Here is a 12,848-nt window from a genome sequence, read left to right on the forward strand (position 1 = left end):
AAGAAGTCGCCAAACATACTACTGGCGGCTCTTTTTTTGCATTATTATAGGCGATTGCTATTTCAAAATAGGTTTTGTGTAATGTAGATGGGGAAAAGGGCAGTAAGAAGAATTAATGGAGGGATGCAAATGTTTAATGAACCAAAACAGTCGATTGATGTCGCCTATACTAAAGGGGAATTGCTAGAGAAACTCCAAGAATTACGTGGCGGTGAACCGGGCGAGGAGATAGATAGAACCCATGTTTACGTATTAACTAAAGATGTGGACGAGTTCCATTCCATTGCTCGTCATCAGCAAATTTCTCTAATTACGACAAATGGTGTCCGCAGTATTCTTAAAACGCTATTTACGAAGGAAACACCGATAGAGGAAAAATTACGCCGCCTAAACTTACCGGAAAATGAACGTCTTGAATATGAAAAGATTATAAATGATGGGGGTAAAGTCCTCATAACAGGAAGTGATCCATTTGATGAAGAGGGTTGGGAAGGACATACCCTTGATAATTGGATTACGAACCGCTCTAATCCATCGAATTTGATCCGCTGGGATATTGAAGAGGAGCGACCAATTCCATTTGAGGAGCAAAAAAAGAAGTATGATCCGTTGCCTCCGAATAGCGAAGTAGCAGGTGAGTTTGGACGTGGCGATGAAGTAGAAGATCCGGATATCATTCCATTGAAGGACAACCAGCGTTACGTTCGCGACCCGCATACAAAGGAACTAAGTATTTATCAAGGTCCACATAAAAAGTGATCATGAGAGCCCAACTGACATGTGAGCAGTTGTGGCTCCTTTTTGATTTAATCAACGGAATATATGGTTTTTGAAGGGGAATTTGTAGTTTTGTAGAATATTTTGTAAAGATGTGAAAGGGGATAGAGAACATGGACAAAGTAGTAGCTTCTGTACAGCAGGCGATACAACATATAGAAGATGGGGCTGTTTTATTAGTGGGGGGCTTCGGCTTATGTGGCATTCCAGAAAATTTAATTCAGGCATTAAAGAATAAAGGGACAAAGAATTTAACGGTTGTCAGTAATAATTGCGGTGTCGATGATTTTGGGCTTGGCATCCTGTTACAAGACAAGCAGATTACGAAAATCATTGCTTCATATGTAGGCGAAAATAAAACATTCGAACAGCAATATTTAAATGGTGAGCTTGATGTAGAGCTAACACCACAAGGGACCCTGGCTGAACGTATCCGGGCAGGTGGTGCAGGCATTCCGGCATTTTATACTGCAACAGGTGTTGGAACGCCGATTGCAGAAGGAAAAGATACAAAAGAATTTGATGGCAAGATGTATTTACTTGAGCGAGCGATTACAGGAGACTTTGCTCTTGTTAAAGCGTGGAAAGCCGATCGCTCTGGTAATTTAGTATTTCGTAAAACTTCACGCAACTTCAATCCGCTCTGTGCTACAGCCGGGAAAGTTACGATAGTGGAAGTGGAGGAGCTTGTAGAAGTTGGCGAGCTTGATCCGGATGAAATTCATTTACCAGGTATTTACGTGCAGCATATTGTGCACAGCGACTCCTTTGAAAAACGGATAGAACGCCGCACTGTAAAGGGGGAAGCATAATGGATGCACGCTTAAAGATTATTCGCCGTGCTGTAAAGGAAATTGAAGATGGTATGTATGTCAATTTAGGAATCGGTATACCAACACTCATTGCGAATGAAATCCCTCCACAGTTTAATGTAATGCTTCAATCTGAAAATGGGCTTCTTGGCATTGGACCATATCCAACGGAAGAGGAAATCGATGCCGATTTAATTAATGCTGGGAAGGAAACGGTAACTGCAAAGGCTGGTGCAACATTTTTTGATAGTGCTGAAAGCTTTGCGATGATACGAGGCGGGCATATTGATTTAGCGATCCTCGGTGGAATGGAAGTGTCAGAGCAAGGAGATCTTGCGAATTGGATGATTCCCGGGAAAGTAGTAAAGGGAATGGGTGGCGCAATGGATTTAGTAGTTGGCGCGAAAAAAGTAATCGTTATTATGGAGCATACAAATAAATACGGTGAGTCCAAATTAAAGCGCGAATGTACATTACCTTTAACCGGTAAAGCCGTTGTTCACCGTCTAATTACGGAATTAGCTGTATTTGATTTTACTGATGGCACGATGCAACTAGTTGAGCTTCAAGAAGGTGTGACAATAGAGGAAGTAAGGGAGAAGACAGAGGCTGTATTTGAAGAAAAATTATAATAAAAAAGAAAGCGCAAAAAGTTTAGAAGCTTTTTGCGCTTTAACTTACTTCGGATATGTTTGACATACACGGCCGATTTGTCCATCTGTTAAGCGGACTTTTATGCCGTGTGGATGTGAGCTAGAGTTCGTCAATAAATCCTTTACTACGCCCCGTGTTGTCGTCCCTGTACGCTGGTCCTTTTTTAATACGATATCAACTTCCAGACCAGGGTATACATCGCTACGATTTTTGCCGTTCATTAAATCCGTCCCTTCAACTAAACTTTCCTAAGTATAACACGTCAAAAAAAAATAACCCTACATGGAAGCAGGGTTAAAAACTATTTAGGTAAATGATTTATAAAATTGGCATAAGCAAAGCCTCGTACTTGCTCTTCACTATAATATTTGAGAAGTTCATTAATAAAGTTTTGATACATCCCTGCATGTTCAAGTCCTTCAACTTTATAATCGATTCCATCAAAATCTGAGCCTAAACCAATTAATTCTTTTCCACCAAGCGAGCAAATATAATCGATGTGACGAATTACGTCCCCCATACTCGCACGATTTGTTCCGTTTATAAATTCAGGATATAACACGATATGAATGGGCGCATTTTTTTCAATCATCGCCCGTATTTGGGCGTCGTTTAAATTGCGAACATGATCACATACAGTTTTCGCATTCGAATGCGTGGCAATGACATAGTCCGCCTGCTCTATAACATCCCAAAAGCTTTGTTCATTCAGATGAGAAACGTCAGTGAAAATCTTATGCTGATTGTTAAGTTTAATAATTTCTTTACCAAACGGTGTTACTCCACGCCCATATTGGCTATGTGCTCCATCTGCTGCTTCGTTAGGGTAGTTCCAAGTGAGTCCAATTGATAATACGCCAAGCTGATGAAATGGATGCCAAATTTTAAGGTCCCCACCGAAAAAATCGACACCTTCAATTGTTAAAAATGCCCCGATTTGTCCAGGTTGAAGTGTTTCGAAATCTGCCCATTTTTTAATATGTACTACACCTTCGCGTAATACCTCATTACGAAAGCACTCAATTTGCTTGATCGCAGTTGCACGTTTTTCTACAAGCGAAAGCTCAGAATCAACATAAATAGCAAACGCTTGTGCTATCACATGACCTTCAACTAATTTTTCATAATTCACATCAAGCTTAGGGGAATTAAGAAATTTATATCCGTTCTTTTGCATGCGTAACAATGCATCACAGTGTAAATCAATAATCGGAATGCTCATAAGGATACCTACCTTTCTAATTTTTTTAAAAAGGTGAATGACCTAAATCATTCACCTGAAAATTTCTAAGCATGATGAAGCCCTGCGAAAATGCCGCCTTTTGCGACAAGTTCTTCATACGTACCTTGTTCTTCAATGCCATTTGGTGTTACAACGAAAATATAATCTGCATCACGGATCGTAGCTAAACGGTGAGCAATAATTAATGTTGTACGGTTTTTCGCTAAATCATTTAATGATTGTTGGATAATACGCTCTGTGGCTGTATCAAGCGCAGACGTCGCCTCATCTAAAATTAAAATCGGCGGGTTTTTCAAGAACATACGCGCTATGGCAAGACGTTGTTTTTGTCCACCTGATAATTTCAAACCACGTTCACCAATCTCTGTATTAAAGCCATCTGGTAAGTTTTCGATGAACTCCAGTAAATTTGCCTGTTCAACGGCCGCTTTAATTTCTTCAAAGCTCGCACCTAGTTTACCATATTCTACATTTTCCCTAATAGTTCCTGTAAATAAAAACACATCTTGTTGAACAGTTCCGATTTGCCTGCGAAGTGATTGTTGCGTCAAATCACGAATATCGTAGCCATCGATTGTAATTGCCCCATCCGTAATATCATAAAAACGGGGAATAAGCGCACTTATCGTCGTTTTCCCTGAACCAGATGGCCCTACGAACGCAACCGTTTTGCCAGCTTCCACTTTAAAGGATAGGTCGTTTAAAACTTGCTTACTGTCCGCATACTTAAAGCTTACATTTTTAAATTCGATATTCCCGTCTAAATGTTCAATAGCAATTGCGTTTGGACTATCAACAATTGTCGGCTCCTGGTCCAGCAAATCACAGAAACGTTTAAAGCCGGCCATTCCTTTTGGATACATTTCCAGTAAGGCACTGATTTTGTCGATCGGCTTAATTAGAACATTCGTGAATAAAATGAAGCTCGCAAACTCACCGGCTGAAAGGTTGTCATTAAATGAAAGCCAAGCACCAACAACAAGCACTAGCAATGTCAGTAGACGCGTTAAAAAGTAAATGCTTGAATGTGTACCTGCCATTACTTTGTAGGCATAGATTTTCGCTTTACGGAACAAGCCGTTTTGATCTTTAAAGCGTGTTGTTTCGAATTCTTCATTTGTAAATGATTTCACAACTCGAATACCTGAGAAGCTGTCTTCCACCCTGCCATTGACGTTTGCAATTTCACTGTACATAACGCTCCAGCCCTTTTTCATGCGCTTATTGCTCCAATACATTACGGCTATTAAAAGTGGTACGAAAAATAAAATAATCGTCGCAAGCGTTGCATTAATATTGAACATAATCGTAAATGCCCCGATGAATGTCATCATGGCAATGAATAAATCTTCCGGACCGTGATGCGCAAATTCGCCAATATCAAACAAGTCATTTGTAATCCGACTCATTAAATGACCAGTCTTCATATTATCGAAAAACGTATACGGCTGACGCTGTACATGGTTGAATAGCTGCTGGCGCATATCGGTTTCGATATTGACCCCAAGCTTATGTCCCAAATAGTTTACGATATAGTTCATCACTGTACTTAATATATAAGTCAGTAATAAAAGGGCACTGATTTTAGTGATCATACCCCAATCATTAGTCGGGAGCAGGTCATCAATAAACCATTTCACCGCCAACGGAAACAGTAATTCCAAAATAGCTACAAACACTGCACAGGAGAAATCAATAATGAATAATCGTTTGTGAGGCTTGTAGTATGTGAAAAATCTTGCTAGCATTTCAAGTCCTTTCTGTACACAACCTAAACCGAGTGTAACTTGTTGTAATATTTTTGGTTAAATGGATTATAACATTTCTTGGGAATTTTTCGAGAGGCGAAATAATGATTTACAAAGAAAATGTTTTTAGGCAAGTTATTTATAATAGGAAATTAGAAATGATACACTTATAGGAAAAGAATTGAAGGTGTACGAATGAATTTTTATATTGTAATGCAAGGCCGTACATACGATGAGGCAAAGGAAAAACAAGTCGTATGGTGCTCGATTTTGGATAGTAGTGGTCAAACACCGCATTCTTGGGAGCGGATGAAAGAAGTGAAAAAGGGAGATGCGATTTTTCACTGTGTCAAAGGGGAAATTGTTGCCATCAGTACCGCTCAGGAAGATTGTTATGAGGGGATTAATCCATTAGAGGATAATGGAGCAGTCGGCCATCTTTTTTCTGCTGAATACGAAGAGTTAACCTCTCCCATTAATATTAAATTGAATTTTGATGAAATCCAACCGTTATTACCAGTTAAATATTCCCCGTTTCAGGAAAATGGTGATGGGAATCAAGGCTTTTTATATCCATGCAATGAAATGCTGGCAATTAAATTACTTGAGCTCATGAGTGATGCGAATATCTATGAAGAAAATGTAGAGCAACTGGAATTTGCAATTGGCTTGATTGCGCAAAAGGAACGCAAAACATTGGCACCGGTTCTCATCGAAACAGAAGCAAAAGCAAAAGTGAAAATCCGCAAAGGCCAAGAAAAATTCAGAAAGCAATTATTGCCATTATGGGACAATCATTGTGCTTTATGTGGTATCTCTTTACCTGAATTATTACATGCAAGCTATTCGAAGCCATGGAAAGACGCAACAAATGAGGAACGACTAGATCCATACAATGGAATTTTGCTGTGCCGCAATCATGATGCTTTATATGACAATGGCTATATCGCATTTGATGGCACCGGGAAAATCCATATCTCCTCAGAAATTGACCGAATCGACTATGGAAAATACGACATTCATGAAAAAATGCGAGTAGCACGAGTAGAGGAGAACAAGCCGTATTTTAAATGGCATAAGCGGGAGATTTTTAGGGGAGAAGAATAGTTTATAGCAAAGGCAAGGCGCTATTCCAAAGTACATTTTGGATAACACCTTGCTTTATTTTATTCCTCTACTAAATAATGATAAATATCGTATTGGACTGGAGTATCTAATACGATATTCATTGTTACTACGGGCTCCCATCTGGCATAATCTCATTTCTACCAGTCTCTGTCACTACGTGAGTTTCTCTTAGGTTGAAAAGAAGCTTCAAGTTTTTAACTAACTGCTCCATAAAAGCACACCTTTAAATAATTATTTTAATAACTTTTCAACGGTTGGAATATCTGCTGGTGCAAAATCTAGTTCATTGAGTGATGCACGCTTTACCCACTTCGTATCTGAATGCTCTAAAGCAACAGGTGTTCCATTCACAATTTTAGCCATATAGGTTTCAAGACGAACGATAAACGTACCATAATCATAAGTTGTATCTTCAACTTTATCGCCTACAACAATTTCACAAGTAAATTCTTCTAAAATCTCGCGTTTTAATGCTTGCTGTGGTGTTTCATCTTTCTCAATCTTTCCACCTGGAAACTCCCAATAGTTTGGTAATGACATTTGAGGGCTACGTTGTGCACAGTAAATTTCCTGTTTATCGTTTTCGATAATAGCTCCAACGACATGTACTTGTTTTTTCAAAATTAATCATTCCATTCTTAATTAATAACCTAATTATAGCTTGTGAGTGTTTAGTAGAGGTTAATAAGGTTTTAAATAACTGTTCACTTGCCCTATAGTATATACTTTTGTATATATATGGTATTTAATTGGGTTTGCAAATTTACAAAAACAGCAAGATTAGAGCCATTAATGATGTACTAGAGGGTTTGAAGATAAAACTAATTAAAGAGGGGGGAGAATTGAAATGAAAAAATTATTATGTTTATTGTTATTTACATTTATATTAACAGCTTGTAATTCATCGAAAATGAGTATTACTGAAATTCAAAACATTCCTAATAAAGTACAGGAAATTATAAACCCCGACTATCAGCTTCAATGGATTAATAATATCGATAAGAATGCCAGCTATATTATTTTTCAATCTACTGATAATGTTACCCCGGACCTTGAAGTAGTTGATAACATATTAAACATAAAACTGGATAGCACGGGTCAAAAAAATAACGAGTTGAAAATGTATGTATATAAACTCAATCGTGGTGATGCAGAGTTTGACACGATAAACGTGAAAGTAAACGGGCAGGATACACCAATAGATAGTCTTACAGGTTTTTAAGGAGAATAGAGAAATTGTATGATTGGTAATGCCAGTTTCATTGCCTCTCTCAATCCAGTTACGGATGTAACAACTCCAACAGCAATCCTATTAATTATTGAAAAGGTATAGAAGAGACATCTCACTTCTGAATAATGTGTTTGAATTTCTGATAACAGCTAAGTTACCAAGTGGATTTCCCTCACTTTAGGGGGTAAGTAACGGTATTTGAAAATTTATTTTTTACGTGTATATAATAAGAAGAGAAAAGAAAGAATAAAAAAAGAGAAAAAAACATTTTAAAAAGTGTTGACGTTTATTTAAATGGCGTGTATAGTTATACAAGTCGCCGAGAGAAAACGCGACAAACGAACAAAATGAACCTTGAAAACTGAACAAGCAACGTTAATGAAACAAGCTTCTTAAATGAAGCAAACAATAGATTTTAACTTTTAATTAAGTTGAATCGCTAGCAAAGCAAATGAGCTTTCAAACTACTTTTATGGAGAGTTTGATCCTGGCTCAGGACGAACGCTGGCGGCGTGCCTAATACATGCAAGTCGAGCGGATGATGAGAGAAGCTTGCTTCTCTCTGATTTAGCGGCGGACGGGTGAGTAACACGTGGGTAACCTACCTTATAGATTGGGATAACTCCGGGAAACCGGGGCTAATACCGAATAACACTTTTAAACACATGTTTGAAAGTTGAAAGACGGTTTCGGCTGTCACTATAAGATGGACCCGCGGCGCATTAGCTAGTTGGTGAGGTAACGGCTCACCAAGGCAACGATGCGTAGCCGACCTGAGAGGGTGATCGGCCACACTGGGACTGAGACACGGCCCAGACTCCTACGGGAGGCAGCAGTAGGGAATCTTCCACAATGGACGAAAGTCTGATGGAGCAACGCCGCGTGAGTGAAGAAGGATTTCGGTTCGTAAAACTCTGTTGCAAGGGAAGAACAAGTAGCGTAGTAACTGGCGCTACCTTGACGGTACCTTGTTAGAAAGCCACGGCTAACTACGTGCCAGCAGCCGCGGTAATACGTAGGTGGCAAGCGTTGTCCGGAATTATTGGGCGTAAAGCGCGCGCAGGTGGTTCCTTAAGTCTGATGTGAAAGCCCCCGGCTCAACCGGGGAGGGTCATTGGAAACTGGGGAACTTGAGTGCAGAAGAGGATAGTGGAATTCCAAGTGTAGCGGTGAAATGCGTAGAGATTTGGAGGAACACCAGTGGCGAAGGCGACTGTCTGGTCTGTAACTGACACTGAGGCGCGAAAGCGTGGGGAGCAAACAGGATTAGATACCCTGGTAGTCCACGCCGTAAACGATGAGTGCTAAGTGTTGGGGGGTTTCCGCCCCTCAGTGCTGCAGCTAACGCATTAAGCACTCCGCCTGGGGAGTACGGTCGCAAGACTGAAACTCAAAGGAATTGACGGGGGCCCGCACAAGCGGTGGAGCATGTGGTTTAATTCGAAGCAACGCGAAGAACCTTACCAGGTCTTGACATCCCGGTGACCACTATGGAGACATAGTTTCCCCTTCGGGGGCAACGGTGACAGGTGGTGCATGGTTGTCGTCAGCTCGTGTCGTGAGATGTTGGGTTAAGTCCCGCAACGAGCGCAACCCTTATTCTTAGTTGCCATCATTCAGTTGGGCACTCTAAGGAGACTGCCGGTGATAAACCGGAGGAAGGTGGGGATGACGTCAAATCATCATGCCCCTTATGACCTGGGCTACACACGTGCTACAATGGACGATACAAACGGTTGCCAACCCGCGAGGGGGAGCTAATCCGATAAAATCGTTCTCAGTTCGGATTGTAGGCTGCAACTCGCCTACATGAAGCCGGAATCGCTAGTAATCGCGGATCAGCATGCCGCGGTGAATACGTTCCCGGGCCTTGTACACACCGCCCGTCACACCACGAGAGTTTGTAACACCCGAAGTCGGTGAGGTAACCTTTATGGAGCCAGCCGCCGAAGGTGGGATAGATGATTGGGGTGAAGTCGTAACAAGGTAGCCGTATCGGAAGGTGCGGCTGGATCACCTCCTTTCTAAGGATTATTTCGGAATCATTCTCATGGAGAATGAAACATTAACGTTTGCTGTTCAGTTTTGAAGGTTCATTCTTAATTGAATGAAATACTTCAAAACACTTGCTCCTGCGGTTACTCGTCGCAAATATGCGAAGAAGTAAGACAGGAAGCATATTCGTTCTTTGAAAACTGGATAAAACGACATTGAAAGCAATAAAACAAATTTCTATTTTATAGAAATGTAACAAGTCAAGCAATTGACGTGTAAACTTAAATCTTGGATTTTATCCAAGTGTTAACTTTTGGTTAAGTTAATAAGGGCGCACGGTGGATGCCTTGGCACTAGGAGTCGATGAAGGACGGCACTAACACCGATATGCCTCGGGGAGCTGTAAGTAAGCTTTGATCCGGGGATTTCCGAATGGGGGAACCCACTATCTTTAATCGGATAGTATCTACACGTGAATACATAGCGTGATGAGGACAGACGCAGGGAACTGAAACATCTAAGTACCTGCAGGAACAGAAAGAAAATTCGATTCCCTGAGTAGCGGCGAGCGAAACGGGAAGAGCCCAAACCAAAGAGCTTGCTCTTTGGGGTTGTAGGACACTCTATACGGAGTTACAAAAGAATGAGTTAGACGAAGCGACTTGGAAAGGTCCGCGAAACAAGGTAAAAGCCCTGTAGTCAAAAGTTCATTCCCTCCAGAGTGTATCCTGAGTACGGCGGAACACGTGAAATTCCGTCGGAATCCGGGAGGACCATCTCCCAAGGCTAAATACTACCTAGTGACCGATAGTGAACCAGTACCGTGAGGGAAAGGTGAAAAGCACCCCGGAAGGGGAGTGAAATAGATCCTGAAACCGTGTGCCTACAAGTAGTTAGAGCCCGTTAATGGGTGATAGCGTGCCTTTTGTAGAATGAACCGGCGAGTTACGATTACGTGCGAGGTTAAGTTGAGAAGACGGAGCCGCAGCGAAAGCGAGTCTGAATAGGGCGAATTAGTACGTGGTCGTAGACCCGAAACCAGGTGATCTACCCATGTCCAGGGTGAAGGTGAGGTAACACTCACTGGAGGCCCGAACCCACGCACGTTGAAAAGTGCGGGGATGAGGTGTGGGTAGCGGAGAAATTCCAATCGAACCTGGAGATAGCTGGTTCTCTCCGAAATAGCTTTAGGGCTAGCCTCGTGATTGAGAATACCGGAGGTAGAGCACTGTTTGGACTAGGGGGGCATCTCGCTTTACCGAATTCAGACAAACTCCGAATGCCGGATATTTATACACGGGAGTCAGACTGCGAGTGATAAGATCCGTAGTCAAGAGGGAAACAGCCCAGACCACCAGCTAAGGTCCCCAAGTAATCGTTAAGTGGAAAAGGATGTGGCGTTGCTTAGACAACCAGGATGTTGGCTTAGAAGCAGCCATCATTTAAAGAGTGCGTAATAGCTCACTGGTCGAGTGACGCTGCGCCGAAAATGTATCGGGGCTAAACGATTCACCGAAGCTGTGGATGCATACTTTGAGTATGCGTGGTAGGAGAGCGTTCTAATAGCGTTGAAGTCAGACCGGAAGGACTGGTGGAGCGATTAGAAGTGAGAATGCCGGTATGAGTAGCGAAACATGGGTGAGAATCCCATGCACCGTATGACTAAGGTTTCCTGAGGAAGGCTCGTCCGCTCAGGGTTAGTCGGGACCTAAGCCGAGGCCGATAGGCGTAGGCGATGGACAACAGGTTGATATTCCTGTACCACCTCCTCACCGTTTGAGAAATGGGGGGACGCAGTAGGATAGGGTAAGCACGCCGTTGGTTGCGCGTGTTCAAGCAGTAAGGCGTGTATGTAGGCAAATCCGCATACTTTAACGTTGAGCTGTGATGACGAGCTCTTATGAGCGAAGTTCCTGATTTCACACTGCCAAGAAAAGCCTCTATCGAGGTGAGAGGTGCCCGTACCGCAAACCGACACAGGTAGTCGAGGAGAGAATCCTAAGGTGTGCGAGAGAACTCTCGTTAAGGAACTCGGCAAAATGACCCCGTAACTTCGGGAGAAGGGGTGCTTCTTTGGGTGCATAGCCTAGAGAAGCCGCAGTGAATAGGCCCAGGCGACTGTTTAGCAAAAACACAGGTCTCTGCAAAACCGTAAGGTGACGTATAGGGGCTGACGCCTGCCCGGTGCTGGAAGGTTAAGAGGAGCGGTTAGCGCAAGCGAAGCTGTGAATTGAAGCCCCAGTAAACGGCGGCCGTAACTATAACGGTCCTAAGGTAGCGAAATTCCTTGTCGGGTAAGTTCCGACCCGCACGAAAGGCGTAACGATCTGGGCACTGTCTCAACGAGAGACTCGGTGAAATTATAGTACCTGTGAAGATGCAGGTTACCCGCGACAGGACGGAAAGACCCCGTGGAGCTTTACTGTAGCCTGATATTGAATTTTGGTACAACTTGTACAGGATAGGTAGGAGCCAGAGATCCCGGAGCGCCAGCTTCGGAGGAGGCGTCGGTGGGATACTACCCTGGTTGTATTGAACTTCTAACCCATGCCCCTTAGCGGGGTAGGAGACAGTGTCAGGCGGACAGTTTGACTGGGGCGGTCGCCTCCTAAAGAGTAACGGAGGCGCCCAAAGGTTCCCTCAGAATGGTTGGAAATCATTCGAAGAGTGTAAAGGCATAAGGGAGCTTGACTGCGAGACCTACAAGTCGAGCAGGGTCGAAAGACGGGCTTAGTGATCCGGTGGTTCCGCATGGAAGGGCCATCGCTCAACGGATAAAAGCTACCCCGGGGATAACAGGCTTATCTCCCCCAAGAGTCCACATCGACGGGGAGGTTTGGCACCTCGATGTCGGCTCATCGCATCCTGGGGCTGTAGTCGGTCCCAAGGGTTGGGCTGTTCGCCCATTAAAGCGGTACGCGAGCTGGGTTCAGAACGTCGTGAGACAGTTCGGTCCCTATCCGTCGTGGGCGTAGGAAATTTGAGAGGAGCTGTCCTTAGTACGAGAGGACCGGGATGGACACACCGCTGGTGTACCAGTTGTCTTGCCAAAGGCATCGCTGGGTAGCTATGTGTGGACGGGATAAGTGCTGAAAGCATCTAAGCATGAAGCCCCCCTCAAGATGAGATTTCCCATTACGCAAGTAAGTAAGACCCCTGAAAGACGATCAGGTAGATAGGTTCGAGGTGGAAGTGCGGTGACGCATGTAGCTGACGAATACTAATCGGTCGAGGACTTAACCACATTTTATTGCACAAAT

Annotated in this window: 9 protein-coding genes and 2 rRNA genes; 7 read left to right on the top strand and 4 right to left on the bottom strand. The window is 43.0% G+C overall.

Annotated elements, in window-relative coordinates; all coding sequences use genetic code 11:
* Positions 1 to 129: 129 nt before the first annotated feature.
* The 3 genes from MHH95_RS06280 (at position 130) to MHH95_RS06290 (ending at position 2,221) form a co-directional block, all read left to right on the top strand.
* Entirely contained in the window at positions 130 to 759 is a 630-nt protein-coding gene (locus tag MHH95_RS06280; RefSeq protein WP_340726816.1) for a general stress protein, read from the top strand.
* 131 nt (positions 760 to 890) lie between these two features.
* Positions 891 to 1,589, top strand: coding sequence for a CoA transferase subunit A (locus MHH95_RS06285; protein WP_340726817.1), 699 nt, complete (start codon positions 891 to 893; stop codon positions 1,587 to 1,589).
* Entirely contained in the window at positions 1,589 to 2,221 is a 633-nt protein-coding gene (locus tag MHH95_RS06290) for a 3-oxoacid CoA-transferase subunit B (RefSeq protein WP_340726818.1), read from the top strand. Before MHH95_RS06285 ends, MHH95_RS06290 begins: the two co-directional genes overlap by 1 nt.
* A gap of 45 nt (positions 2,222 to 2,266) precedes the next feature.
* Here MHH95_RS06290 and MHH95_RS06295 read toward each other — a convergent pair whose 3' ends face one another.
* The 3 genes from MHH95_RS06295 to MHH95_RS06305 form a co-directional block, all read right to left on the bottom strand.
* Complete coding sequence (locus tag MHH95_RS06295; RefSeq protein ID WP_191701199.1) at positions 2,267 to 2,464, bottom strand: YwbE family protein; 198 nt, start codon at positions 2,462 to 2,464, stop codon at positions 2,267 to 2,269.
* Between the two features lie 80 nt (positions 2,465 to 2,544).
* Positions 2,545 to 3,465: a dipeptidase gene (locus tag MHH95_RS06300; RefSeq protein WP_340726819.1), complete on the bottom strand. Its 921-nt coding sequence runs from the start codon at positions 3,463 to 3,465 to the stop codon at positions 2,545 to 2,547.
* Between the two features lie 65 nt (positions 3,466 to 3,530).
* On the bottom strand, positions 3,531 to 5,234 hold the full coding sequence (locus MHH95_RS06305; protein ID WP_340726820.1) for an ABC transporter ATP-binding protein: 1,704 nt from the start codon (positions 5,232 to 5,234) through the stop codon (positions 3,531 to 3,533).
* Between the two features lie 195 nt (positions 5,235 to 5,429).
* Between MHH95_RS06305 and MHH95_RS06310 the strand changes: the two genes are divergently transcribed.
* Positions 5,430 to 6,341: an HNH endonuclease gene (locus MHH95_RS06310; RefSeq protein WP_340726821.1), complete on the top strand. Its 912-nt coding sequence runs from the start codon at positions 5,430 to 5,432 to the stop codon at positions 6,339 to 6,341.
* Between the two features lie 252 nt (positions 6,342 to 6,593).
* Here MHH95_RS06310 and MHH95_RS06315 read toward each other — a convergent pair whose 3' ends face one another.
* Complete coding sequence (locus tag MHH95_RS06315) at positions 6,594 to 6,983, bottom strand: (deoxy)nucleoside triphosphate pyrophosphohydrolase (RefSeq protein ID WP_340726822.1); 390 nt, start codon at positions 6,981 to 6,983, stop codon at positions 6,594 to 6,596.
* A 226-nt stretch (positions 6,984 to 7,209) separates the two neighbouring features.
* Between MHH95_RS06315 and MHH95_RS06320 the strand changes: the two genes are divergently transcribed.
* The 3 genes from MHH95_RS06320 (at position 7,210) to MHH95_RS06330 (ending at position 12,832) form a co-directional block, all read left to right on the top strand.
* Positions 7,210 to 7,584, top strand: coding sequence for a membrane lipoprotein lipid attachment site-containing protein (locus tag MHH95_RS06320; protein WP_340726823.1), 375 nt, complete (start codon positions 7,210 to 7,212; stop codon positions 7,582 to 7,584).
* Between the two features lie 478 nt (positions 7,585 to 8,062).
* A 16S ribosomal RNA gene (locus MHH95_RS06325) occupies positions 8,063 to 9,617 on the top strand.
* A gap of 286 nt (positions 9,618 to 9,903) precedes the next feature.
* A 23S ribosomal RNA gene (locus MHH95_RS06330) occupies positions 9,904 to 12,832 on the top strand.
* Together the 16S and 23S rRNA genes form the textbook arrangement of a ribosomal RNA operon.
* Positions 12,833 to 12,848: the final 16 nt, after the last annotated feature.

The sequence above is a fragment of the Solibacillus sp. FSL K6-4121 genome, assembly GCF_038002585.1.
Lineage (GTDB): Bacteria > Bacillota > Bacilli > Bacillales_A > Planococcaceae > Solibacillus > Solibacillus faecavium.